At 72.8% G+C, this 23,888-nt stretch carries 20 protein-coding genes; 10 read left to right on the forward strand and 10 right to left on the reverse strand.

The window, feature by feature from the left end; genetic code table 11:
• The first annotated feature begins 17 nt into the window (after positions 1–17).
• Positions 18–686: a GDSL-type esterase/lipase family protein gene (locus tag IAG42_RS15670; protein ID WP_188337610.1), complete on the forward strand. Its 669-nt coding sequence runs from the start codon at positions 18–20 to the stop codon at positions 684–686.
• Here the strand turns inward: IAG42_RS15670 and IAG42_RS15675 are convergent.
• Positions 683–2,524, reverse strand: a complete 1,842-nt coding sequence (locus IAG42_RS15675; RefSeq protein ID WP_188337611.1) for a protein kinase domain-containing protein — start codon at positions 2,522–2,524, stop codon at positions 683–685. The two genes, IAG42_RS15670 and IAG42_RS15675, sit on opposite strands and share 4 nt — an antisense overlap.
• 176 nt (positions 2,525–2,700) lie before the next feature.
• Between IAG42_RS15675 and IAG42_RS15680 the strand changes: the two genes are divergently transcribed.
• On the forward strand, positions 2,701–3,690 hold the full coding sequence (locus IAG42_RS15680; RefSeq protein WP_188337612.1) for an aldo/keto reductase: 990 nt from the start codon (positions 2,701–2,703) through the stop codon (positions 3,688–3,690).
• A gap of 132 nt (positions 3,691–3,822) precedes the next feature.
• Here the strand turns inward: IAG42_RS15680 and thpR are convergent, their stop codons facing one another.
• The 3 genes from thpR to IAG42_RS15695 form a co-directional block, all read right to left on the reverse strand.
• A complete protein-coding gene (gene thpR, locus IAG42_RS15685) occupies positions 3,823–4,380 on the reverse strand; it encodes an RNA 2',3'-cyclic phosphodiesterase (RefSeq protein WP_188337613.1) in 558 nt (185 codons plus the stop codon).
• Positions 4,381–5,823: 1,443 nt separating this feature from the next.
• A complete protein-coding gene (locus IAG42_RS15690; RefSeq protein ID WP_188337614.1) occupies positions 5,824–7,170 on the reverse strand; it encodes an MFS transporter in 1,347 nt (448 codons plus the stop codon).
• An 83-nt stretch (positions 7,171–7,253) separates the two neighbouring features.
• Complete coding sequence (locus IAG42_RS15695; protein WP_188337615.1) at positions 7,254–7,691, reverse strand: MarR family winged helix-turn-helix transcriptional regulator; 438 nt, start codon at positions 7,689–7,691, stop codon at positions 7,254–7,256.
• A 234-nt stretch (positions 7,692–7,925) separates the two neighbouring features.
• Here IAG42_RS15695 and IAG42_RS15700 point away from each other — a divergent pair, with 234 nt between their 5' ends.
• On the forward strand, positions 7,926–8,108 hold the full coding sequence (locus IAG42_RS15700; protein WP_188337616.1) for a ribbon-helix-helix protein, CopG family: 183 nt from the start codon (positions 7,926–7,928) through the stop codon (positions 8,106–8,108).
• Here IAG42_RS15700 and IAG42_RS15705 read toward each other — a convergent pair.
• Both IAG42_RS15705 and IAG42_RS15710 read right to left on the reverse strand, forming a co-directional pair.
• A complete protein-coding gene (locus tag IAG42_RS15705) occupies positions 8,093–8,677 on the reverse strand; it encodes a hypothetical protein (protein WP_188337617.1) in 585 nt (194 codons plus the stop codon). The genes IAG42_RS15700 and IAG42_RS15705 overlap by 16 nt on opposite strands.
• A gap of 104 nt (positions 8,678–8,781) precedes the next feature.
• Positions 8,782–10,227, reverse strand: a complete 1,446-nt coding sequence (locus tag IAG42_RS15710; RefSeq protein WP_188337618.1) for an NCS2 family permease — start codon at positions 10,225–10,227, stop codon at positions 8,782–8,784.
• A gap of 206 nt (positions 10,228–10,433) precedes the next feature.
• Here IAG42_RS15710 and IAG42_RS15715 point away from each other — a divergent pair, with 206 nt between their 5' ends.
• The gene (locus tag IAG42_RS15715; protein ID WP_188337619.1) at positions 10,434–10,709 is read left to right on the forward strand and encodes a DUF2530 domain-containing protein; all 276 of its coding nucleotides are present in this window, start codon (positions 10,434–10,436) and stop codon (positions 10,707–10,709) included.
• A 30-nt stretch (positions 10,710–10,739) separates the two neighbouring features.
• A complete protein-coding gene (locus IAG42_RS15720; protein WP_188337620.1) occupies positions 10,740–13,139 on the forward strand; it encodes a cation-translocating P-type ATPase in 2,400 nt (799 codons plus the stop codon).
• Between the two features lie 25 nt (positions 13,140–13,164).
• On the opposite strand, the gene IAG42_RS15725 is transcribed toward IAG42_RS15720, so the two are convergent.
• From IAG42_RS15725 to IAG42_RS15735, 3 genes are all read right to left on the reverse strand, one after another.
• Entirely contained in the window at positions 13,165–14,010 is an 846-nt protein-coding gene (locus IAG42_RS15725) for a calcium-binding protein (protein ID WP_188337621.1), read from the reverse strand.
• Positions 14,011–14,188: 178 nt separating this feature from the next.
• Positions 14,189–17,323: a sacsin N-terminal ATP-binding-like domain-containing protein gene (locus tag IAG42_RS15730; RefSeq protein WP_223206022.1), complete on the reverse strand. Its 3,135-nt coding sequence runs from the start codon at positions 17,321–17,323 to the stop codon at positions 14,189–14,191.
• 283 nt (positions 17,324–17,606) lie between these two features.
• Positions 17,607–18,533, reverse strand: a complete 927-nt coding sequence (locus tag IAG42_RS15735; protein WP_188337622.1) for a DUF3027 domain-containing protein — start codon at positions 18,531–18,533, stop codon at positions 17,607–17,609.
• A gap of 380 nt (positions 18,534–18,913) precedes the next feature.
• Between IAG42_RS15735 and IAG42_RS15740 the strand changes: the two genes are divergently transcribed.
• The 5 genes from IAG42_RS15740 (at position 18,914) to IAG42_RS15760 (ending at position 23,237) form a co-directional block, all read left to right on the forward strand.
• Complete coding sequence (locus IAG42_RS15740; protein WP_188341414.1) at positions 18,914–20,254, forward strand: MFS transporter; 1,341 nt, start codon at positions 18,914–18,916, stop codon at positions 20,252–20,254.
• Positions 20,255–20,389: 135 nt separating this feature from the next.
• Positions 20,390–20,869: a DUF2771 domain-containing protein gene (locus IAG42_RS15745; protein ID WP_188337623.1), complete on the forward strand. Its 480-nt coding sequence runs from the start codon at positions 20,390–20,392 to the stop codon at positions 20,867–20,869.
• Complete coding sequence (locus IAG42_RS15750; RefSeq protein ID WP_188341415.1) at positions 20,839–21,528, forward strand: futalosine hydrolase; 690 nt, start codon at positions 20,839–20,841, stop codon at positions 21,526–21,528. The genes IAG42_RS15745 and IAG42_RS15750 overlap by 31 nt, the downstream gene beginning before the upstream one ends.
• Positions 21,525–22,391 (forward strand): 1,4-dihydroxy-6-naphthoate synthase, encoded by an 867-nt coding sequence (locus IAG42_RS15755; protein WP_188337624.1) that lies wholly within the window; start codon positions 21,525–21,527, stop codon positions 22,389–22,391. The genes IAG42_RS15750 and IAG42_RS15755 overlap by 4 nt, the downstream gene beginning before the upstream one ends.
• A 99-nt stretch (positions 22,392–22,490) precedes the next feature.
• A complete protein-coding gene (locus IAG42_RS15760; protein ID WP_188337625.1) occupies positions 22,491–23,237 on the forward strand; it encodes an SDR family oxidoreductase in 747 nt (248 codons plus the stop codon).
• Between the two features lie 233 nt (positions 23,238–23,470).
• Here IAG42_RS15760 and IAG42_RS38460 read toward each other — a convergent pair whose 3' ends face one another.
• Positions 23,471–23,854, reverse strand: a complete 384-nt coding sequence (locus tag IAG42_RS38460; RefSeq protein ID WP_188337626.1) for a cold-shock protein — start codon at positions 23,852–23,854, stop codon at positions 23,471–23,473.
• Positions 23,855–23,888: the final 34 nt, after the last annotated feature.

Here is a 23,888-nt window from a genome sequence, read left to right on the forward strand (position 1 = left end):
TCGACCATGATGAGCGGATGCTCAGGTTCATGTTCGTCGGTGACTCGATGACCATCGGGAGCGCCGGTGAACACACCTGGCGCCTGCGCATGTGGCAGCACCTGCGCGCCACCGGCACCGACTGCGCCGTCGTCGGCCCCCGCACCGCCCTGTACGGCGGCACCCACGACTACGCCGACCCCGGCTTCCCGCAACAGCACCTCGCCGGCTGGGGCGAGGGCTGGCAGCACATGGCACCCGTCATCGGCGACGCCGTCACCGCCGCCGGCGCCGACACCCTGCTCATCTCCCTCGGCCTGATAGACCTCGGCTTCTACACCGACGCCGAGCAGACCGCCGAGAACGTGCGCCGCTTCGTCGCCGCCGCCCGCGCCGCGAACCCCACCGTCCGCATGGTCATGCTCCCCGTCATCCCGAACGTACGGGCCGAGACCGACGCCCCCTTCGCCGCGCAGGTCGCCCACTTCAACACCCTGCTCGCGAAGGCCGTCGCGGACCTCTCCGAACCCCGCTCCCCGCTGCTGCTCGCCTCGGTCCCCGAGTCGTACGACATCCACCGCGACACCTACGACGGCACCCACCCGAACGCCTCCGGCGAGCACAAACTCGCCGGCGCCTTCGCCGACGCGCTGCACCAGGCCTGGGCCATCGGCGGCCCCTACCCGCAGTTCGAAGGCACGGCCTAGTACGGCACCGTCGCGCACGTCGTCTTCGCCCACGCCGACGGGCCGTAGCTGTTCGCCGCACGGATCTTGATGCAGATCTCGTCGCCGGAGAACGGGCCCGTGATCGTGTAGCTCGTGCCGGACGTCGAGTACGTCGTGTTCACGTTCTTCTCCGTGAACTGGCTGCCCTTGTTGACGTAGTTGATCTCGTAGCGGGTGGCCCGGGAGACCGCCGGCCAACTCGCCTTGATCGGCATCGAGCAGGCGCCGACACAGGAGTTCGTGTAGTCGAGCCGGTAACTCGTCATCGCGGGCGGCGGCGAACCGGCGGACGAACCGCCTCCCGAACCGTCGCCGGACGACCCGGAGCCGGACCCGGACCCGGACCCGGTGGACCCACCGGAAGTGTCCGTTCCGCTCCCGGCGCCGGCCGCACCGCCCGACGCCGTACCGGAGCCACCGTCCTCGTCCCGCGCCTGCTCCCCGTCGGCCCCGCCCGGAGCCGCGGACTCCCCCTTGTCACCCCCGCCGTCCTTCTTCTTCCCCTTCGGCTTAGCGGACTTGGACGCGGACACGGACGGGGACGCGGACGCCGAACCCGTCGGGGACACGCTCACCGTCGCACTCGCGCCGCTCGACGGGCGCCGGGCCTGCGCGTCCCCGTCGTCCCGCACGTACGGCAGCAGCGCCATCGTGCCGCCGCCCACCGTCAGGACGACCGCGACGGGCAGCACCACGAACAACCGCCGGCGCCGCTTCGGCTGCCGCTCGGCCTTCTTCGTGGCCTTCCCCCCACCACCCCCCGCCGTCACCGCCGGGAGCACCGCCTCCGCGCCCGCCCGCAGCCCGACCGTCGCCCGGTCCACCGGCTCCTCCCGCAGCGGCACCGCCTCCGCGTCGAGCAGCCGCGCCGACTGCTGCGCCAGCCGCGCCACGACCTCGGCGGGCAGCCACGCCGCCCCGCCGCCCGCAGCCGGACGCACCCGCTCCGGATCCGCGAGCAGCTCGTCCACATCGGGCCGCTCGTCGACCCCCTTGGCGAGGCAGCGCACGACGAGCGCGCGCAGCGCCTCGTCCTCGATCCCCGTGAGATCCGGCTCGTCCTCCACGATCTGGAACATCACCGCGTGCCCACTGCTGGCACCGTGCCCGAACGGCAGCCGCCCCGTCGCCGCGTACGTCAGCACGCAGCCCAGCGTGAACACGTCGCTCTTGACCCCGGCGCTGCGCCCGCGCACCTGCTCCGGCGACATGAACCCGGGCGACCCGACGACCATCCCCGTACTCGTGAGCAGCGACTCGACGGACGCCTCCAGCGCCCGCGCGATACCGAAGTCGATGACCTTGGTGCCGTCGACGGTCAGCATCACGTTCGACGGCTTCAGGTCGCGGTGCACGATGCCCGCGTCGTGGATGTCCTTCAGGGCGTGCAGCAGCCCGTCGGCGAGCGCGTGCACCGAGTCCACGGGCAGCGGCCCGTGCCGGCGCACCACCTGCTCCAGCGAGAGGCCCGGCACGTACCCGGTGGCGACCCACGGCGGCTCGTCGTCGGGACCCGCGTCGAGCACCGGCGCCGTGAACCGCTCCCCCACCTTGCGCGCCGCCTCGATCTCGCGCCGGAACCGGGCCCGGAAACGCGCGTCCGACACGTGCTCCTCGTGCACGACCTTGACCGCGACGGTGCGCCCGCTGTCCGACCGCGCGAGGAACACCCGGCCCATGCCGCCCGCCCCGAGCCGGCCGAGCAGCAGATACGGGCCGATGCGCGCCGGATCGAACACGGCGAGCGGCTTCACGCCCCCGTCGAGCCCCTCCTCACGCCCACCGCCGCCACCCTCGCCCTGATTGCTCCCGCTCATGCCGATCTGGCTCCCCCGCCTTTTGCCGCCTGGTCACCGGCGTAACGCCGTTGAGGATAAAGGGCGTTGGCGACCCGGTGAAAGCGGGGACGCGTGGGGCGAACGCGCGGTTCTGGTGAAGGCGCCGGGCGGAGACGCTTGCCTAGAGCGCACTCCACGGTCTTGGCTGGTTCGACATGAAGTACACGCAGCTCGGACGCACGGGACTCAAGGTCAGCCGGCTCGTCCTCGGCACCATGAACTTCGGTCCGCAGACCGACGAGCCGGACAGTCACGCCATCATGGACGCGGCGCTGGCCAGCGGCATCAACTACTTCGACACCGCCAACGTGTATGGGTGGGGCGAGAACAAGGGTCGTACCGAGGAGATCATCGGGACCTGGTTCGCCAACGGGGGCGGGCGGCGGGACAAGACCGTACTCGCCACCAAGGTGTACGGGAACATGGCGGGCGACGGCGACGTCTGGCCCAACCACGACCGGCTCTCCGCGGTGAACATCCGCCGGGCCGTCGAGGCGAGCCTGCGGCGTCTGCAGACGGACCACATCGACATCTACCAGTTCCACCACATCGACCGCCGCACTCCGTTCGAGGAGATCTGGCAGGCGGTCGACGTCCTGATCCAGCAGGGCAAGATCCTCTACGCCGGGTCGTCGAACTTCCCCGGCTACAAGATCGCGCAGGCCAACGAGATCGCCGCCCGCCGGGGCACGATGGGCCTCGTCAGCGAGCAGTGCCTGTACAACCTGGCCGAGCGGCGCGCCGAGATGGAGGTCATCCCGGCCGCGCAGGAGTACGGCCTGGGCGTCATCCCGTGGTCGCCGCTGCACGGCGGGCTGCTCGGCGGCGTCCTGAAGAAGGAGGCCGAAGGCAGCCGGCGCCGGGACGGGCGCAGCGCGAGCGCGCTGGAGTCCACGTCGATGCGCGAGAAGGTGCAGGCCTACGAGGACCTGCTCGACAAGCACGGTCTGGAGCCGGGCGAGACGGCGCTGGCCTGGCTGCTGACCCGTCCCGGGGTCACCGGGCCGATCGTCGGGCCGCGCACGACGGAGCAGCTGGAGTCGGCGCTGCGGGCGGTCGAGCTGGAGCTGAGCGAGGAACTGCTCACGTCCCTGGACGAGATCTTCCCGGGGCCGGGTCCGTCCCCGGAGGCCTTCGCCTGGTGACCGGGCAGCGCTGACCGTGGCGGCCGCGCGGGCTCACCTGCCGGCGGCCGCCGCGACCACCACGACGACGAACATCAGCACGAGCACACCGGCCATGATCCGGTTTCGGGTCTTCGGGTCCACGCGTCGAGCCTAACGCGGCGCGGCGAGCGGCCACGCGGCGACCTTCTCGTACCGGGGCTGCTCGCCGGGCACCCCGGACGTGGGCAGGTTGCTGCGGACGAGGGCCAGCTCGGACACCGTCCAGGCGGGCCCCTCGAACGGGGCGAGCGCCTCGACGTACGGGCCGAAGTCGAAGGCGTGGCGGCTGCGGGCCAGGGTCAGGTGCGGCCGGTAGCGCCGGTGCTCGCCGGGCAGTCCGGCCCGGCGGCCGGCGGCCTCGGCGCGTTCGGCCAGCCGTCCGAGGGTGGCCGTGTCTCCGCTCACCCCCGCCCACAGGGCCCGCCCGCCGAACTGTCCGCCCCCGCGCAGAGCCAGCGCGAACTCCGGCGTACGGGCAGCCGCCCGCCCCAGCCGCGCCTCCAACTCCGCCACGCTCTCCTCGGGCACCTCCCCGTAGAACGCGAGCGTGAGATGCCACCCGCCCCGCCCGGTCCACCGCAGCCCACCGGCATCCGGCAGCCCATCGACGGCGACCCCCAACGGCCCGATCGCGGATTCCGGCGGCAACACGGCGGCGAAAAGTCTCACGGGTGACAGTGTGACGGATCCGACGGCGCCGGGGCGGGGGTCTCCGACCCGGGCATGAAAGCTAGGCCTCCCTCCGGGGGCGCGACCCGTCTTCGCTCAGCAACTCCGTCGCGGGGGGGCGCGATGGGCATGATCCGGGGCGCGCGGGTGTCCCCCGTCAGGGGCGCGTGACGGTGACCGATCAGCGCCTCCGTCGCGGGACGCGACCTGTGTCGATCAGCGACTCCGTCGCGTGGTGCGGTGGGCATGCCCGTGGGCCGAGGGGGTGCGCGTTTCAGGCGCAGGGCTGAGTCCGATCACATCGTGGGGCGCACACAGCAGGCCCGCTCCAGGGGCGTGGCCGGTGCCAATCAGCGACTGCGTCTCGTGGGGCGCGACCAACGCCCCTGGGGCACGCGGAGCGTGTCTTCAGGGGCGCGGGGCTGTACCGGATCAGCGGCTCCGCCGCGGGGCGCGAGAAGCCCCACCGGGCCGCACCCGGCGACGATCCTCAGCCCCTACGGCGGCGGCGCGTTAGCCGAGGCCCACTGAATCGCGCACCCGGCACCTGGGTGCCGCCTTGCCCACCCGTGCCGCCCCAGGCGGCAGACTGCCCAAGGCTGAGTCGACGCCGGGTACGTGCCCGGAGCCTGGGCGGCGCAGGCCCAAGGCCGGGTGGCCGAAGGACGGACCCGGCGCCTGGGCGCAGGCCTGAGGCAGCGGCGATTGGATCGCCCAGGGGCTGAGGTGCTGCCCGAGGCCAGGTGCCGGGCCGACGGCCCAGGGGCGAGGGCACCCGAAGCTCACGCAGAGGCCTGGGCGCGGGCCCAAGACGGGACAGCCGGACCGCGAGTCCAGGCGTGGAGTACTCCCCGAGGCCAGGCGCCGGGCCGAACGCCCCCGGAGGGGGCGGGCGGGTGGGAGAAAGGGGCGGGCCAAGCGAAAGGGGGCCACGCCAGAGTCCGTAGGCCGGAGAGGCCGGCGGCCAGGGCCGGAGCTAAGGCGCAGGCCCAGGGGCGAGGACATCCGAACCTCACGCAGAGGCCTGGGTGCAGGCCCAAGACGGGACAGCCGGACCGCGAGTCCAGGGATGGAGTACTCCCCAAGGCCAGGCGCCGGGCCGAACGCCCCCGGAGGGGGCGGGCGGGTGGGAGAAGGGCTGGGGCCAGGGGCGGACTGCCTCAGGCCGGGGCGAGCGGATGCGTGCCCGGGCCGGAGTGCAGCCCCAGGCCAGGCGGCCGGAGTCGGTGCCCCGCGATGGAGCGCAGCCCCACGCCGGGCGGCCGGAGTCGGTGCCCCGCGATGGAGCGCAGCCCCGGGCTGGGCGGCCGGAGTCGGTGTCCAGCCATGGAGCGCAGCCCACGCCGGGCGGCCGGGCCCCGCGATGGGGTGCCTGCCCAGGCCCGGGGTCCGGGGGCCGGAACCCCGTGCTGGGGTCGCACGGGGCCGGCGCCCCGGACCAGGTCAGGCCACCGCCAGTTCGCGGGGCTCGCGCGGGACGAACTGCAGGTGTCGCTCCCCGCGCCGGAGGTCGACCTTGAGCCGGAGGTTCGCGGCGCGGGCGAGCATGAGCCCGACGCCGGCGGCCGCGGCCGCGCAGATCACCCCGCCGAGCATGAAGCTGACCCGCACCCCGTACTGGTCGGCGAGCCAGCCGAAGAGCGGCCCGCCGAGCGGGGTACCGCCGGTGAACACCATCATGAACAGGGACATCACCCGCCCCCGCATCTCCGGCTCCGTCCCCATCTGGACCGTGGAGTTCGCGGTCACGTTGACGGTGAGGCCGAGGATGCCGAGGAGGACGATCAGCGGGGCGAAGGCCCAGACGCCGGGCGCCCACGCGGCCAGGACCTCCAGCGCGCCGAAGCCGATCGCGGCGCCGGCGAGCACCCGCAGTCGGGTGGAGCGGCGGCGCGCGGCGAGCAGCGCTCCGGCGAGGGAGCCGACCGCCATGAGGGTGTTGAAGACGCCGTACATGCCGACGCCTCCGTGGAAGACGTCGTCGGCGTAGGCGCTGAGCCAGATCGGGAAGTTGAACCCGAAGGTGCCGACGAAGCCGACGAGCACGATCGGCCAGATCAGCTCGGGGTGCCGGGAGACGTACCGCAGGCCTTCCTTGAGCTGTCCCTTGCCGCGCGGCGCGAGCTTGGTCTCGTGGAGCTCGCTGGTGCGCATCAGCAGCAGGCCGGTGAGCGGGGCGAGGAAGGACAGGCCGTTGGCGAGGAAGGCCCAGCCGGGTCCGACGGCGGCGGTCAGCACGGAGGCGACCGCGGGGCCGATGAGCCGGGCGGACTGGAAGTTGGCGGAGTTCAGCGAGACGGCGTTGCGGACCTGGTCGGGTCCGACCATCTCGGAGACGAAGGACTGCCGGGTCGGGTTGTCGACGACGGTCACGAGCCCGGTGAAGAAGGCGGCCAGGTAGACGTGCCAGACCTGTACGTGGCCGGACAGGGTCAGCGCGGCCAGGAACAGGCCCGACAGGCTCATCGCGCCCTGGGTGCAGAAGAGCAGGCTGCGCTTGGCGAAGCGGTCGGCGATGACACCGCCGTACAGGCCGAAGAGCAGCATCGGGAGGAACTGCATGGCCGTGGTGACACCGACGGCGGCGGAGGATCCCGTGAGGGAGAGCACCAGCCAGTCCTGGGTGATGCGGGCCATCCAGGTACCGGTGTTGGAGACGACGGCTCCGGTCGCGAACAGGCGGTAGTTGCGTACCTTGAGGCTCGCGAACATCGAGGTCTTGCGGGGGCGGGCGGTTGAGTCGTGGGCGGCTGGTGCGGGGGCGGAGTCTGCTCCGGGTCCCGTACTCAAAGTGGGTTCGCCTCCTCGGCGTCGTGGTGCTGAGCGCGACTCAGCGGTGGTCGTTCAGAAGTGCGGAACGCGGGGTGCCGACTTCAGAGGTGGGCGAGCTTCTCGAGGACGGGGGCGGCTTCGCGGAGCTTGGCCCAGTCCTCGTCGTCGAGTCCGGCGGCGAGGTCGGCCAGCCAGGCGTTCCGCTTGCGGCGGCTCTCCTTGAGCATGGTCTCGGCCTGCTCGGTGGAGGTGACGACCTTCTGGCGCCGGTCCTCGGGGTGCGGCTCCAGCCTGACCAGTCCCTTGGCCTCCAGGAGCGCGACGATGCGGGTCATCGACGGCGGCTGCACATGTTCCTTGCGGGCGAGTTCGCCGGGTGTGGCGGAGCCGCATCCGGCGAGGGTGCCGAGCACCGACATCTCGGTGGGGCTCAGCGACTCGTCGACCCGCTGGTGCTTGAGCCGACGGGACAGGCGCATCACGGCGGAGCGCAGGGAGTTCACGGCGGCTACGTCGTCGCCATGGGAGAGGTCCGGCATGTATTTAGCGTAACTCATTACCGTGTCTAACGACCACCGGAATCACGCCACGCGCCCGTGATCCACACCACGGGACACCCCCCCGAACGCCCCGGATCCAACGGCCCGCGGGCCCACCGGCGGGGCACCGACGGGCCGCCGATCTGACGGGGCGAAACCTTACGTCACTCAAACGAGTGAGCCGCTTCCGGAAAGTGACACGCCCGGGCGGGCGGCGCGGCAACCCTGTTCGTCATGGGATCGACAGTGCTCAGCCTGCGGATAGACGGTGAGCTCCTCGACCGGCTCAAGGGACACGCCGCGAAAAGAGGAATGAGTGTCCAGGACTACGTGGTCCGGACCCTGACGCGCGACGACTTCGACGAACGCTTCAAGACGGCCGTCGAGGAGACGGAGAGGTTCTACGGGGCCGCCTGAGGCTCCGTAGAACCGTCCCGGCTCCTCACGGCCCTGGATCCGGCCCGGTTCCGCGCGATGTTCCGCGTCTTGCGGCGGCGAGCCGACTCGGCGAGCAGCGCGAGTACCGCCGGTGACGTCACCTCCTCGGCAAGGACGCGCTGCATCCAGTCGGTGACCGTCGCCAGTTCGTCCGGTGTCGGCACGTGACCGTCCCGGACGGACAGGCGGAGCAGCCAGTCGTGGACGCGGCCGCGGACGAAGGCGCGGCACTGCCGCGCCTCGAAGCGGTCGCTCTCCGGCAGGATTCCGGCCGACCACCGCCGGAACTCGGCGGGACCGGCTGCCTTCAGCCCGAGCGCGTCCACGAGGGCGACCACCGCCGTCTTGGACATGACCTCGTCGGGGTCACGCACGATCGTCGCCACGATCGCGCCGTCACGGTCGCGGCTGCGCGAGGAGGCGACCACGGAGACGACGCGCTGGTACGCGGCCGACCGGACGTGTCCGTCCGCGAGGGCGGCGTCGAGGTCCACGTCGAGGATTCCGGCCTCCGCCAGCAGCCCGGCCAGATCAGAACGCAAGGTCATCGCTCCACCCTTCCCCCTGCCCCGCCGACGGGTCCAGCCAAAAAAAGAACCGCGGCCCCGCCCGGAAGATCCGGGCGGGGCCGCGGCGTGAGCGACGGGGCGCGTCAGGTCAGGCCCAGCGCCGGCATCAGGTAGTAGAAGCCGAAGACCGCCGAGACCGCGTACATCGCGACGGGCACCTCCTTGGCGCGGCCCGCGACGACGCGGAGCACCGTGAAGGTGATGAAGCCCATGCCGATGCCGTTCGTGATCGAGTACGTGAACGGCATCATCAGCATCGTCACGAAGGCGGCGATGGCGACCGTCCAGTCGTCCCAGTCGATGGCCCGGATGCTGCCGGCCATGATCATGAAGCCGACGGCGAGCAGCGCCGGGGTGGCGGCCTGGGACGGGACCATCGTGGCGACGGGCGTGAGGAACAGCGCGGTGGCGAAGAGGCCGCCGGTGACGACGTTCGCGAGGCCCGTGCGGGCACCCTCGCCGACACCGGCGGTGGACTCCACGAAGCAGGTGGTCGCGGAGGAGGACGAGGCGCCGCCCGCGGCGACGGCGATGCCGTCGATGAACAGGACCTTGTTCATGCCCGGCATCTGACCCTTCTCGTCGGTCAGGTGCGCCTCGTCGCTGATGCCCATGATCGTGCCCATGGCGTCGAAGAAGCAGGACAGCAGCACGGTGAAGACGAAGAGGATGCCGGTGAGGACACCGACCTTCTCGAAGCCGCCGGTCAGGCTGACCTGGCCGACGAGGCCGAAGTCCGGCGTGGAGATCGGGTTGCCCGGCCACTCCGGGGTGGTCAGACCCCAGGACGGCACATCGGCGACCGCGTTGATGATCACCGCGACGACGGTCATGGCGACGATGGAGATCAGGATGGCGCCGGGCACCTTGCGGACCAGGAGCGCCAGCGTCAGCAGCGTGCCGAGCACGAAGACGAGGACCGGCCAGCCCATGAGGTGGCCGCCGACGCCGAGCTGGAGCGGGACCGTGGTGTGCGCGGCGTCCGGGATGCGCGAGACGAAGCCGGAGTCGACGAGACCGATCAGCATGATGAACAGGCCGATGCCGATCGCGATGCCCTTGCGCAGGCTGAGCGGCACGGCGTTCATCACGCGCTCGCGCAGACCGGTGGCGACCAGCAGCATCACGACGAAGCCCGCGAAGACGACCATGCCCATCGCGTCCGGCCAGGACATGCGCGGCGCGAGCTGGAGGGCGACGACCGTGTTGACGCCGAGGCCGGCGGCGAGCGCGATCGGCACGTTGCCGATGACGCCCATGAGCAGCGTGGTGAACGCGGCGGTCAGCGCGGTCGCGGTGACCAGCTGGGCGTTGTCGAGCTGGTGCCCGTACATGTCCTTCGCGCTGCCCAGGATGATCGGGTTCAGCACGATGATGTAGGCCATCGCGAAGAAGGTGGCGAAACCACCACGGACCTCACGGACGACCGTGGAACCGCGCTCGGTGATCTTGAAGTAGCGGTCGAGACCGCTCTTCGGGGCCGGCGGCGGCTCGACGGCATCGACCTTGGGGGTGGCCGAAGTGGACATGGATTTCCTCAGCGCTTTCAGTGGTGCGGGGGTGCCTGTTTGCCGTCGTGTGCGGTGCGGCGCTGGTGTTTCCTACGAACATAAGGAGCCAGAGTCAGGCCGTTTCAGTATGAACATATGAACGGGAATGCGCTATCTCCGCGCGTAGACCCTTGGGGCGAACGGGCCCCGTGCGGGCGCCGGGACCGGCCTCGTAAGCTGTGCCCATGGCGAAGTGGACCCCGCAGCACGAGGCACCGGAACCCCTGGAGGGGCCCGTGGTCGCCACGATCACCGGCGGCACGATCCTCTGGTTCGTCCTCTTCCTCGTCCAGCTGCCGTTCTACGGCTGGTTCGACGACCGCGGCCACACCTGGTGGATCTGGACCTGCCTCGCCGGCGCGGGCCTCGGCCTCATCGGCATCTGGTACGTCCGGGGGCGCGACGCCGCCCTCAAGCGGGCCGCGGCGCAGAGCGCGGAAGGTGCCCCGCTCGACGGGTGAGTGCCCGGTTTCGCCCGTACCGTCGAACCCATGACCCATATCGACGCGGGCGCCGAACTCGATCCGGTGCATCCGATACCCGTCCCCGCGCGCGCGACGGGCCTCACCGCCGCCGAGGTCGCGGAGCGGACCGCCCGCGGCGAGGTCAACGACGTCCCCGTGCGCAGCTCCCGCTCGCTCACCGAGATCGTCCGCGCCAACGTCTTCACCCGCTTCAACGCGATCATCGGCGTCCTGTGGATCATCATGCTGGCCGTCGCCCCGATCCAGGACAGCCTCTTCGGCTTCGTGATCATCGCCAACACGGGCATCGGCATCATCCAGGAGTGGCGGGCCAAGAAGACCCTGGACTCCCTCGCGGTGATCGGCGAGGCGAAACCCACGGTGCGGCGCGACGGGGCCGCCGTCGCCGTCTCCACCTCCGAGATCGTGCTCGGCGACCTCATCGAGATCGGGCCCGGCGACAAGATCGTCGTCGACGGCAGCTGCGCGGAGGCCGACGGACTGGAGATCGACGAGTCGCTGCTCACCGGTGAGGCCGACCCGGTCGTCAAGAAGCCCGGCGACGAGGTCATGTCCGGCTCGTTCGTCGTCGCGGGCGGCGGCGCGTTCACCGCGACGAAGGTCGGCCGCGAGGCCTACGCGGCCCAGCTCGCCGAGGAGGCCAGCCGCTTCACCCTCGTCCACTCCGAGCTGCGCACCGGCATCTCCACCATCCTCAAGTACGTCCAGTGGATGATGATCCCCACCGCGATCGGCCTGGTCATCAGCCAGTTGGTGGTCAAGGAGCACGGCTTCAAGGACTCGATCGCCCGCACCGTCGGCGGCATCGTCCCGATGGTCCCCGAAGGGCTCGTCCTGCTGACCTCCGTCGCCTTCGCGATCGGCGTCATCCGGCTCGGCCGAAAACAGTGCCTGGTGCAGGAGCTGCCCGCCATCGAGGGGCTCGCCCGCGTCGACACCGTCTGCCTCGACAAGACCGGCACCCTCACCGAGGGCGGCATGGACGTCGCGGACCTGCGCCTGCTGGACGGCGCCGACGAGACGTACGTACGCAAGGCACTCGGCGCGCTCGGCGAATCCGACCCGCGGCCCAACGCCTCCCTCCAGGCCATCGTCGACGCCTACCCCGACAGCGTGGACTGGCGCTGCACGGAGGCGCTGCCGTTCTCCTCGGCCCGCAAGTACAGCGGCGCCTCCTTCAGCGAGGGCGACGGCACGGTCAGCACCTGGCTGCTCGGCGCCCCCGACGTGCTGCTGCCCCCGGCCGACCCGGCCCTCGACGAGATCGACGAGCTGAACCGGCAGGGCCTGCGGGTGCTGCTGCTCGCCCGGGTGACCCGCGACCTGGAGGACCCGGGCGTCCGGGAGGGCGCCGAGCCCACCGCCCTCGTCGTCCTGGAACAGCGGCTGCGCCCGGACGCCGCCGACACCCTGCGCTACTTCGCCGAGCAGAACGTCAGGGCGAAGGTCATCTCCGGGGACAACGCGGTGTCGGTGGGCGCCGTGGCCGGAAAGCTCGGTCTGCCCGGCGCCGAGAACACCGTCGACGCCCGGACCCTGCCCACCGACCGGAGCGAGATGGCCGACGCCCTCGACGCCGGCACCGTCTTCGGCCGGGTCACCCCGCAGCAGAAGCGGGACATGGTCGCGGCCCTCCAGTCCCACGACCACACCGTCGCGATGACCGGCGACGGTGTGAACGACGTGCTGGCCCTGAAGGACGCGGACATCGGCGTCTCGATGGGCTCCGGCTCCGAGGCCACCCGCGCGGTCGCCCAGATCGTGCTGCTCGACAACAGCTTCGCGACGCTGCCGTCGGTGGTGGCCGAGGGCCGCCGCGTCATCGGCAACATCACGCGCGTGGCGACCCTGTTCCTGGTCAAGACGGTCTACTCGGTGCTGCTCGCGCTGCTCGTGGTCTGCTTCCAGGTCGAGTACCCGTTCCTGCCCCGGCACCTGACGCTGCTGTCCACGCTGACCATCGGCGTCCCCGCGTTCTTCCTGGCCCTCGCGCCCAACAAGGAGCGGGCGAAACCGCACTTCGTGCGGCGGGTCATGCGGTACGCGATCCCCGGCGGCGTCCTCGCGGGCCTCGCCACCTTCGTGATGTACATGGTCGCCCGGCACTACTACACGGGCTCGGGCTCGCTCGGCGCGGAGACCAGCTCGGCGACGCTGACGCTGTTCCTGATCTCGATGTGGGTGCTCGCCATCATCGCCCGCCCCTACACGTGGTGGCGGATCGCCCTGGTCGCGGCGATGGGCGGCGCGTTCCTGCTGGTCCTGGTCGTCCCGTGGCTGCAGGACTTCTTCGCGCTGAAGCTGGTCGGCGCGGTGATGCCGTGGACGGCGGTGGGGGTGGCGGCGGTGGCGGCGGCCGCCCTGGAGTTCCTGTGGAAATGGGTCGACCGCCGCTTCCCCGCGTAGCCGCTACCGCTTACGGGTTCTGCCTTTACTGAACGTCGACGAAGTCGCTCGTGGACGTCACGGCCGGGGTCGTGGACGTACCGGCGAACTTGTACCGGAAGTAGCCGTCGGCCGACGCGGTGACGGTCGTCTTCAGGGTGCCCGTCGAGGACGAGGTGATCGTCTTGATCGTCTTGTACGTCGTCGACGTCTTCGGGCGGTACTGCAGGGTCACCGTCTGGTTGGTGTAACCCGCGTACTTGTACGTGTCCCAGTTGGCGCGGGACAGCAGGCCGGTCACCGTGATGGTGGCGCCCTTCTTGACCGGCTCCGGCGAGGCGTTGGTGGTGAGCTTCGAGTACCGCTTCATGCCGAACGTCTTGGCGTTCTCGCGGAGCGTGTAGTCGCCGTCCTTGCCCGAGGCGATCGCCCAGACCTTCCAGGAGCCGGCCGCGTAGTTGGCCAGGTTCGCCTGCGGGTCGATGGAGAACGTCATGGTGCAGGTCGCCGTCGTGGCGCTGACCGTGGCGCAGTTGGTGGCGCCGCCGACCTCCTGCGTCGGCTCGGCGCCCGCGTCCGAGCTCTCGACGTCGGTGCCGTGGTACAGGACCGCGTAGCCGGAGGTGTTGTCGATGCCCGAGTTGTCGGTGGCCGTGAAGGTGACCTTGACCGGGACCAGGTTGCTGATGCCGGCGACGACGTCCTTGCCGCCGTTGACGACGACGTTCGAGATGGCGGTGTCGCCGTACTGCTCGTCGGCACCGGCCGAGGTGCCCGCCTCGGCGGCGGCGGCCTGCGGGCCGTCGACGGCCTGCGCGACGGGCACCGTGAACGCGGTGAGGGCCAGGGCGCCGGTGACGGTCAGAGCGGCGGCGGTGGCACGAATGCGCATGTGTTCCCCATGGTGGAGAAGGGGCCCTGCGGATGGCTTCCCGCGGGACCGAGTGATCTAGGGGTCTGTTGACCCGCAGGTGAGACATGCGCCGGGTGGGGCGGGTTGTACGGCTCCCGCGAATTTTGCGATCACCATACGAATCCGGCCCCACCTGTGGGGAGACCGCCGCCGGGAGTCAGTCGAACCAGCGGTCGCGGGCCAGCTCCGCCGTGCGCGACGGGTCCTCCAGGAGCGCCGCCACCTCGAAGCGGCGCGGCCACTGGCCCGCCGCCCACGCGAGCCCCGCCGCCACGCCCTCCAGGGTCGCCGCGTGCACGGTGCCGTCCGGGGTGCGGCGCCAGTCGGCCTCCTGTCCGGCCACGTACAGCTCCTCGTGCTCGACGTACGTCCGCGGGGTCGCCGACCCGAGCAGGACGCGCACCGAGTCCGGCACCGGGTGCTCGACGCCCTCGGAGCCGGTGAGTTCGCCGTCGACGGCCTCGCTGAGGCGGCGCACCTGGAACAGCTCGGCGAGCTGCGCGGCCCGGGCCGGGGCGACCGGCAGCAGGGGGCGGCCGGTCGCGAGCGGGATCAGGTCGGGGGCGTCGGCGACCAGCGCGTCGGCCGCGTCGACGACGACCACCTCGCCGTCCCGCACCGCCCGCAGGTCGTCGGGCAGGGTGACCTGCTCGGGGTCGAGGCCCGCGAGCAGCCCGTACAGCGCGTGCAGCTGGGCCGCGCCGACCGTCAGGTCCGGGTCGGCGAGCCGGTCGAGGAGTTCGGCGGCGCCGCCCGGCTCGTCGAGCAGCGCGGCGGCGGAGGTGCGCACGCCGAGGGCGCGGAGCACCTGCTCGTCCTCGAACCCGGAGGCGTCGGCCTCCTCGTAGAGCCCGGCGAGCAGCGGGTCCCCGCCCGCGGCGCGCAGTCCGGCGGGGCGGCGGCCGTCGAGGACGGGGTGGCCGCGCAGCCACCACGCGGTGTACGGGCGGACGAGCTCGTGCGTGCCGTCGGGCAGCAGGACGCGGACGGGCTGGGTGAGCGCGTCGCGCAGCGGCGGCCGCGAGAGCAGGGCGAGCGCCTGCGGCCAGCGGTCCTCGTCGACCAGATCCAGATCGCGTACGGCGACGAGTTCGGTGGCGACGGGCGGCACCGGCGAGTCGGGCAGGCGGTCCAGGACGTCCTCGCACCACACGTCGACGGCGTCGAGCAGGCCCGCGTCGTCCGGCTCGGGGAAGTCGCTCTCGCGCGGGTCGAGTTCGTCGGGGTCGAGGACGACGTCGGTGGCGCGGACCAGGGCGAACGTGGCGAGGACCCCGCAGGCGGCGAGCGGCTGCTCGCCCCAGCGCCCGGCCAGCTCGTCGTCCACGTACGCGAGTTCGCCCTCGCGCAGTACGTCGGCGACCGGGCTGCCGGGGAGCAGCAGCTCGGCAGCGGGGGCGAGTTCGCCGTCCTCGTCGGTGAGGGCGAGGGCGCCGAGCCAGGGTTCGTCGCCGACGTCGAGGCCCGCGTCGCGCACGAGGGTCAGGACGACGTCGGCCAGTTCCTCGGCGCCGAGCGCGCCCTCGTCGTCCCAGGCGGGCTCGTCGTCGAGGGACGCGGCGACCGCGGCCCGCACCTGAGGCGTGGTCAGGACGGCGCGGGGCGTGGCCGGGAGCGCGCCGAGCTTCTCCAGGAGGGGGTGCGCGGCGTCGGCGTGGGCGACCTTGAGGCCGAGGCGGGCGAGCGCCTCGCCGGGCAGGGCGGCGGCGTCGGGGGCGGGCAGGAGGACCTGGCGCGGGCCGATCGTGGTGCGGCCGCCGGCCAGCGGCACGGGCAGCCCGCTGAGCCGGTCCGGGTCGACGCCGGCCAGCGACTCGTACAGGCTGCGCCACCAGGCCGGGTCCTTCTCGAGTCCGGCCAGCCGGTCGATCGCCTCGGTCAGCGGGACCCGGGCGACGCCGAGCGTGCGCAGCTCGACGCGGCGTTCGAGGCCTGCGGGCAGCAGGCTGGGCAGCACCTCGGCGAGGACCCGCACGGTGTCCGCGCCGGCGCCCTCGACGACCTCCGCGTCGCGGGGCCGCAGCGCGGCGGGCCGGTCGTCCTCCTCCGTAACCGGCGGGAGCGCGGGCGGCAGGAACGCGACGCGGGGCAGCCGCTCCAGGAGGGCGGCGCGCAGGGCGCCGTCGAGTTCGCTGCGGCCGAGCGGTCCGGGCACCAGGTCGAGCACGCCGGGGCCGACGGGCTGCCACTCCCCCAGGAGTTCGGCGTACGCGTCGGCCGAGCGCTGGGTGAGGAAGTCGGTCAGCGGGCCCGGCGCGACGTGCCGCCGGGCCGTGTCCAGCGGGAACGAGGCGATGAGCAGCGCGGGCACGCCGAGGGCCTCGTCGCTGGGGGTCGGCGCGTGCAGCACGGGGGCGCTGCGCGGCTTGTCGGGGGCGCCGTCGGCGTCCACGGGGACGGCCCAGGTGACGTTCCAGTGCGGGCGCAGCCGCTCCTCGACGGGCCGGTCGGCGAGCAGGGCGGCGTCCAGCGCGCCGCTGCGGCTGACGGTGCGCCAGCGCAGTTCGGCCGGGGCGCGCCCGTCGTCCTCGATCACCACGTACGGGCCCTCGGCGCGCCGGCGCAGGGTCCGGGTCCCGGCGTCGGTGGTGACGGTGACCTCGGCGAGGCCCGGCAGGGCGAGCAGCAGCGTGTCGTCGACCGCGTCGAGCAGTCGCGCCGCGAGCGCCTCGGCGGCCTGGTCGCGCAGCGGCAGCACGACGACCGTGTCGTACGGCTCCGGGGCCTGCCCCTCGGCCGCGAACGGCAGCCGGAGCAGTGGTACGTGGCCGTCGCGGCGGCGCAGCTCGTCGCCGAGGGCGGGGCTGTGCCGGGCGGTCTCCTGTGCGGCGATCCGGGCCTCGGCGAGGGACCAGCGCACGCCACCGGTGCGGCCGAGCACGGCGGGCTCGTCCGACACGGCGAGCACTGCGGCGAACCCGACGCCGAACCGTCCGACCGTGCTCTCGGCGCCTGCCCGCTTCGCGGAGGCCCGCAGCGTGGACAGGGACTCGACGCCGGCCGCGTCCAGCGGGGCGCCGGTGTTCGCGGCGACGAGGACGCCGCCCTTGAGGGTGAGCGCGAGCCGGCCGGGCGCTCCCGCGCGGGCGGCGGCGTCGGCGGCGTTCTGGGCGAGCTCCACGACGAGGCGGTCGCGGTAGCCGCCGAGGGCGAGGTCCTCCTCGGCGTTGGCGTCCTCCCGGAACCGGGCGCCGCTCGCCGCCCAGGCGTCCAGCACGCCCCGCCTCAGGCGGGCGGTGCCGAAGGGATCGATGCCCTCGGGCGCGGGCCGGGCGATCTTGCTGGCGCTCACGGTGACTCCTCTGGGCCGCACATCATCGGTCGGCCCGAACCGTATCGCGGCGCCTCAGGGGGGACGTGCCGGTACGTCGCCGGGTGCGGCCCGGTGGGGGCTGGTCGCGCAGTTCCCCGCGCCCCTGAAATGCATGCCCTTCGGGCGCATTTCCCCGATGGGGCACCGCCCCTATGGAGATCGCGGACGAAGTCCGCATCTCCAGGGGCGCGGGGAACTGCGCGACCAGCCACGACGGCGGGAGAGCCGCCCTCGATCGAGAAGCCCGCAGCCGCGTAGGCGCCTAAGAGTGCCCGAGATCGTCCGCGTCCGTGTCGGCGACCGCGCCCACAGAACCCGCGTCCGGCGCCGGGTGCAGCGGCATCGGCTCCACGATCGTCTCGTCGATCACCGGCGGCGCGGGCCGCGGGGTCTTCGGCATGACCGCGGCCTCGGAGTGGCCTCCGCAGCCGTAGGAGAGGGAGACGACGCGGCCGTCGGCCGGGGCGAACTCGTTGGCGCAGACGCCGAAGGCCTGGCCGAGGGAGCCGCCGATCGGGGTGAGGAAGCCGCAGGAGACGCACGTGGCGGGGGCCGCCTGCGCCATGGGCGTCTTCGCGCCGAAGGACTCCTCCCAGCGGTCGGCCGCGACGTGCAGGCCGTAGCGGGACAGGACCCGGGCCCGGCGCAGGCCGAGCTCCTCGGCGACCGCGCTGATGGAGCCGCGGGACGGCGCGACCGGCAGGTCCGCGACGGGCCCCTCGGTCACCTCGACGTCCTCGGCCTCGACCAGCTCGGCCATCTCGTCGGACACCGCCGAGTTCGGCGGCGGCGCGTCCTCGCCGGTGAAACCGGGCTCCAGGCGCAGATCGTCCGCCTCCGTGGGCAGCAGATCGCCCGGCCCCATGTCCCCGGGGCGCAGCCGCTCGCTCCACGGCACCCACTCGGGGGCGAGCAGGGCGTCCGGGCCGGGCAGCAGCACCGTCTCGTCGAGCGTGACGTGCTTGGCGCGGGAGGCACGGGCCACGGTGACGGCCCAGCGCCAGCCCCGGTAGCCGAACTCCTTGCACTCGAAGAGATGCGTGACGACGCGGTCGCCCTCGACGACCATCTCGACGTGCTCGCCCACCACCCCGGGCGCGGCCGCCTCCTCGGCAGCCGCCCGCGCGAGGCCGACCGCCTCGGCGCACAGACGGTCGGGGGTGCGGCTTCGCGTTGTCGCTGCGCTCACAGGTATCGCTTCTCTCCTACGCCGTCTCACGAGTGCGCCGTCCTGTGTGCGGGAGCGCGGGCGGAGCGGACCAGGGGGCCGCGTCGACGTCCGCGCCCGACGTTCCGGGCGCACCTACGTCACCCATTCTGCGGGATGGCCGAGAGGCGCGCGGCCGAGAACAACCACCGCGGGCGCGCTACGCACGCTACCTCTTCCTGCGCCCCGCGCCCACACCGACGTACGAGCGGCACCGCACGCGAAACCCGACCCGCATGCCCATATCGGCACTAGTACACCCGTTCACGGGGCACTATGGCTGAGTGGCCTCCGGGAAGTCGTCGTCCGCTTCGTCGCGTTCGTCCGGCGCGACGCGGTACGAGAACAGCGGTGCGGGCCCGGTGAGCGGGATCGCCCGCCGCATCGGGCGCGCCTTGCGATTTCCGTTCACGGGCACGGCCCGCGGCATCCGGAAGGCGACCCACGCGCACGGCGCCGGCGAGTCGGGCCTCGGGAAGCTCATCGAGCTGCACGCGGTGAACGGCGCGGGCGACGTCATGATCACCGTCGCGCTCGCCTCCACCGTCTTCTTCTCCGTCCCCACCGACGAGGCCCGCGGGCGCGTCGCCCTCTACCTGGCCATCACGATGGCCCCCTTCGCCCTGCTGGCCCCCGTCATCGGCCCGCTGCTCGACCACCTCCCGCACGGCCGCCGCGCCGCGATGGCCGGCGCCATGCTGGCCCGCGCCCTGCTCGCGCTCGTCCTGTCCGGCGCCGTGGTCAGCGGCGGCATCGAGCTGTACCCGGCGGCCCTCGGCGTCCTCGTCTCCTCGAAGGCGTACGGCGTGGTGCGCTCGGCGGTCGTGCCGCGCCTGCTGCCACCCGGCTTCTCCCTCGTGAAGGCCAATTCCCGGGTCACGCTCGGCGGGCTGCTCGCCACCGGCATCGCCGCGCCGATCGGCGCGGGCCTCCAGGCGCTCGGCCCGCGCTGGCCGCTCTACGGCGCCTTCGTCCTCTTCATCGCCGGGATGTTCCTGTCGCTGTCCCTGCCGCACAAGGTGGACTCGGCGAAGGGCGAGGCCAAGGCGCTGCTCGCGGCGGACGAGGCGCACGTGCACGGGCCCGCGCGCAAACGGCGCAAGCCCGGGCTGCGCACGGTCGGGCCCGCCGTCACCCATGCCCTGCTGGCCAACGCGACGCTGCGCTGGCTGTCCGGGTTCCTGATCTTCTTCCTGGCGTTCCTGCTGCGCGAGCATCCGCTGACCGGGGAGAGCGCGGCGGTCTCGCTGGGGCTCGTCGCGGTCTCGGCGGGGGTGGGGAACGCGCTGGGGACGGCCGTCGGGGCCGCGCTGAAGGCCCGGGCGCCGGAACTGATCATCGTCAGCGCGGTCGCCGTGGTGGCCGGGGTCGCGGTCGTCTCGGCGCTCTTCTTCGGGGCGTTCATGACGGCGTGCCTCGCGGCGGTCGCCGGGTTCGCGCAGGCCCTGTCGAAGCTGTCGCTGGACGCGACGATCCAGCGGGACGTCCCGGAAGGGGTGCGGACCTCCGCGTTCGCCCGCTCGGAGACCCTGCTGCAGATGGCCTGGGTCGTGGGCGGCGCGATCGGCATCGTGCTGCCCCTGAACGGGACGGTCGGACTGTCCGTGGCGGCGGCGGTCGTCGCGACGGGCTGGCTGTCCACGGTGCGCGGCCTTCTCTCCTCGGCCCACCGCGGCTCGGGCCGCCGCACCCGGGTGGCCTAATCGCGTGCCGCTTTCTGTGACCGGGGCGGCCCGCGGCCGGTGACGAAACGCGCAGCCCGCGACGAAAGGGCACGAGCACACGCCGACGCACCACCCACCCGGCACACCCTCGCGCCACCCAGATAGCCTTCCGCCATGACCTCCCAGCGTTTCGTAGTGCGCCACAGGCGCACCGTGGCCGCCGTCGGTGCCGTCGGCGCCGGACTGCTCGTCCTCTCCGCCTGCGACAAGCCGACCCCGCTGGCCACCGTCACGGTGGGTACCAGCACGGTGAACACCGAGGCTTCCTGCTACGACGACGGCAAGTCCATCCCGCTGTCCAAGCTCCAGGGCTGCCTCAAGAAGACCGAGGACGCCCAGAAGATCAAGGCGGACCCGGACGGGACCGTCCGCTTCGGTGTCGAGCCGGAGATGGCCGACAAGGGCTGGACGATCCTGATGAACGGCCGGCCGCTCACGGACGCCAGCAAGAAGACCTACCTCGAGGTCCCCGCCAGCGTCTTCTTCAACCAGCAGTACGGCGCCACCGGCTCCTCCACCACGGTCACGATCGTGGAGGGCAGCGACGCCAAGGCGTACGGCACCTGGTCGTTCAAGTTCGAGAAGGACTCCTGACGGACACCGCGCGCGTCCTCGTCGCCACCGCCGTCCCGGCCGAACGGGACGCGGTGGCGCGCGGACTCCAGGGGCACCCGGCCATCGACGTCGTCGCGGTCGGGGTCGGTCCCGCCGCGGCCGCCGCCGGCACCGCCACCGCGCTCACCACCGCGGCTCTCACGGGCCGCCCGTACACGCTCGCCGTCTCGGCGGGCATCGGCGGCGGCTTCACCGCCCCGCCCGGCGCGCTCCTGGTCGCCGACGCGATCACCGTCGCGGACCTGGGCGCCGAGACCCCCGAGGGCTTCCTGCCGGTCACCGAGCTGGGCTTCGGCACCGTCACCCACCGTCCGCCGGATTCCCTCGTACGAGACCTCGCGGCCGCCGTCCACGCCACCGTCGGCACCGTGCTCACCGTCTCCACGGTGACCGGCACCGCCGACCGCGCCGCACTCCTCGCCCAGTGCCACCCCGGCGCCGTCGCCGAGGCCATGGAGGGCTTCGGGGTCGCCGAGGCCGCCGCCGCGCACGGCGTGCCGGTGGCCGAGCTGCGCGCCGTCTCCAACGCCGTCGGGCCCCGGGACCGCGCCGCCTGGCGCATCGGCGACGCGCTCGCCGCGCTCACGGAGGCGTTCGGGAAGGCGGCGACCGTCCTCACGAGTTGGAAGACGACATGACTGCTGAAGCCACCGGCCCCGTCCGCATCGCGTACTCGCCCTGCCCGAACGACACCTTCGTCTTCGACGCCTGGGCCCACGGCCGCGTCCCGGGCGCCCCCGCGCTCGACGTGACCTTCGCCGACATCGACATCACCAACGGCGTCGCCGAGCGCCACGACCCCGCGTACGACGTCCTGAAGGTGTCGTACGCGGTCCTGCCGTACGTCCTGGAGGACTACGCCCTGCTGCCGTGCGGCGGCGCGCTGGGGCGCGGTTGCGGGCCGCTCGTGCTGACCCGGGAGCCGGGGGTGGACCTGTCCCGCCGGACGGTCGCCGTGCCGAGCGAGACCTCCACCGCGTACCTGCTGTTCCGGCTGTGGGCCGCGGACACCGTGCCGGGCGGGCGGGTCGGCGAGATCGTCGTCATGCCGTTCCACGAGATCATGCCCGCCGTGCGCGACGGGAAGGTCGACGCCGGGCTCGTCATCCACGAGGCCCGCTTCACGTACCAGGACTACGGCCTGCACAAGCTCGCCGACATGGGTGAGCACTGGGAGGCCACCACCGGCCTGCCGATCCCGCTCGGCGCGATCATCGCGCGGCGCTCGCTGGGCGCCGAGACGCTGCGCGGGTACGCGGACACGATCCGCCGCTCGGTCCGCATGGCCTGGGACGACCCCGAGGCGTCGCGCCCCTACGTGATGGAGCACGCCCAGGAGATGGACCCGGCGGTCGCCGACCAGCACATCGGGCTCTACGTCAACGAGTTCACGGCGGACCTCGGCGAGGACGGCTACGCGGCCGTGCGCGGGCTGCTGACCCGGGCCGCGGCGGAGGGCCTCGTCCCGGCGCTGGCCCCGGACGCGCTGGCCTTCCCCTGAGATTGACCCACGTTTCCGGGCTCTGAATGCACCTCTCGCGGGGTCGATTCCGCTCCTAGATTGGACGGAGTCGAAGTCGAGAGAGAAGAGAGTGCGGACATGAGCAGGATCGCTGTCGCGGGCGCCACCGGCACGGTCGGTTCCCTGATCACCGGGCGGCTCACGGCGGCCGGCCACACCGTGGTGCCGGTCTCCCGGTCCGCCGGGGTCGACCTGCACACCGGGGCGGGGCTCGCGGAGGCGCTCGCCGGGGCGGACGTGGTCGTCGACGCGTCCAACGCGGCTCCGGCGGACCCGGAGGCCGATGTCGTCGCCGCGATCGCCGCGGCGACGCGTCGGCTGCTCGACACGGCGCGGGAGCAGGGTGTCGGCCGGTTCGTCGCCGTCTCCATCACCAACATCGAGAACCCGGTCTTCGACCGGCACGGGTACTACCTCGCCAAGCGGGCGCAGGAGCGGGTCATCGCGGAGAGCGGGTTCGAGGCGACGGTCGTGAAGACGACGCAGTGGCACGAGTTCGCGGAGAATCCGGCGGCCGTGTGGTTCGCGGAGGACTCCGTCACGGTGGCGGACTGGCTGGTGCAGCCCGTTGCGGCGGACGCGGTGGCGGAGGTCGTCGTGGACGCGTGCGTCGGGGAGTTCGCGGGGGCGCGGATCGAATTGGGCGGGCCCGAGACCGTCCGCCTCCCCGAGCTGACGGCCCGGCTCCTCGCCGCCCGCGGGGACGGTCGCCCCGTGAAGACGGTGCCGCCGGTGCTGCCCGCGCTGGGCGAGGGAGTCCTGCTGGCCCCGGCCTCGGCGCGCCTGGTCGGCCCGACCGTCGCGGAATGGCTCGATCGCGTCTGACACGTGGGCGGCCGCGGGCCGGTGGGGGCTGGTCGCGCAGTTCCCCGCGCCCCTGAAATGCATGCCCTTCGGGCGCATTTCCCCGATGCCCCAGCCCCCGACGAGATGGCGCACGCAGTGCGCATCTCAGGGGAAGGCGCGGCGAAGCCGCAAGCCTTCAGGGGCGCGGGGAACTGCGCGACCAGCCACGACGGACCCGCAGCCGCCCGCGCACCCGCACCCGGCGACGAGGCCTAGACGTCCAGTTGGTCGGCCACCGCGCGGAGCAGACCCGCGATCTTCTTGCCGGCCGCCTTGTCGGGGTAACGGCCCCGCTCGAGCGCGGGCGTGATGTTCTCGAGGACGGTCGTCAGGTCCTGGACGATGGACGCCAGTTCGTCCGGCTTGCGGCGCTGCGCCGCGGCGACTGACGGCGTCGGGTCGAGGATCGTCACCGAGAGCGCCTGATCACCGCGCTGGCCCGCGACCACCCCGAACTCGACCCGCTGGCCGGGCTTGAGGCTGTCGACGCCGGCGGGCAGGACCGAGGAGTGCACGAAGACGTCGCCGCCGTCGTCGCGGGAGAGAAAGCCGAAGCCCTTCTCGCTGTTGAACCACTTGACTTTGCCGGTAGGCACGTGAAGTCCTCGTCCCCGTACTCGAAGTGCTCGA

Source organism: Streptomyces xanthii (assembly GCF_014621695.1).
Lineage (GTDB): Bacteria > Actinomycetota > Actinomycetes > Streptomycetales > Streptomycetaceae > Streptomyces > Streptomyces xanthii.

What these genes read in the sequence shown, in the direction of transcription:
- IAG42_RS15670 (WP_188337610.1), top strand. Translation starts at nt 18, where the DNA reads ATGCTCAGGTTCATGTTCGTCGGTGACTCGATGACCATCGGGAGCGCC.
- IAG42_RS15675 (WP_188337611.1), bottom strand. Translation starts at nt 2,524, where the DNA reads ATGAGCGGGAGCAATCAGGGCGAGGGTGGCGGCGGTGGGCGTGAGGAG.
- IAG42_RS15680 (WP_188337612.1), top strand. Translation starts at nt 2,701, where the DNA reads ATGAAGTACACGCAGCTCGGACGCACGGGACTCAAGGTCAGCCGGCTC.
- IAG42_RS15695 (WP_188337615.1), bottom strand. Translation starts at nt 7,691, where the DNA reads ATGCCGGACCTCTCCCATGGCGACGACGTAGCCGCCGTGAACTCCCTG.
- IAG42_RS15700 (WP_188337616.1), top strand. Translation starts at nt 7,926, where the DNA reads ATGGGATCGACAGTGCTCAGCCTGCGGATAGACGGTGAGCTCCTCGAC.
- IAG42_RS15705 (WP_188337617.1), bottom strand. Translation starts at nt 8,677, where the DNA reads ATGACCTTGCGTTCTGATCTGGCCGGGCTGCTGGCGGAGGCCGGAATC.
- IAG42_RS15710 (WP_188337618.1), bottom strand. Translation starts at nt 10,227, where the DNA reads ATGTCCACTTCGGCCACCCCCAAGGTCGATGCCGTCGAGCCGCCGCCG.
- IAG42_RS15715 (WP_188337619.1), top strand. Translation starts at nt 10,434, where the DNA reads ATGGCGAAGTGGACCCCGCAGCACGAGGCACCGGAACCCCTGGAGGGG.
- IAG42_RS15720 (WP_188337620.1), top strand. Translation starts at nt 10,740, where the DNA reads ATGACCCATATCGACGCGGGCGCCGAACTCGATCCGGTGCATCCGATA.
- IAG42_RS15725 (WP_188337621.1), bottom strand. Translation starts at nt 14,010, where the DNA reads ATGCGCATTCGTGCCACCGCCGCCGCTCTGACCGTCACCGGCGCCCTG.
- IAG42_RS15745 (WP_188337623.1), top strand. Translation starts at nt 20,390, where the DNA reads ATGACCTCCCAGCGTTTCGTAGTGCGCCACAGGCGCACCGTGGCCGCC.
- IAG42_RS15755 (WP_188337624.1), top strand. Translation starts at nt 21,525, where the DNA reads ATGACTGCTGAAGCCACCGGCCCCGTCCGCATCGCGTACTCGCCCTGC.
- IAG42_RS15760 (WP_188337625.1), top strand. Translation starts at nt 22,491, where the DNA reads ATGAGCAGGATCGCTGTCGCGGGCGCCACCGGCACGGTCGGTTCCCTG.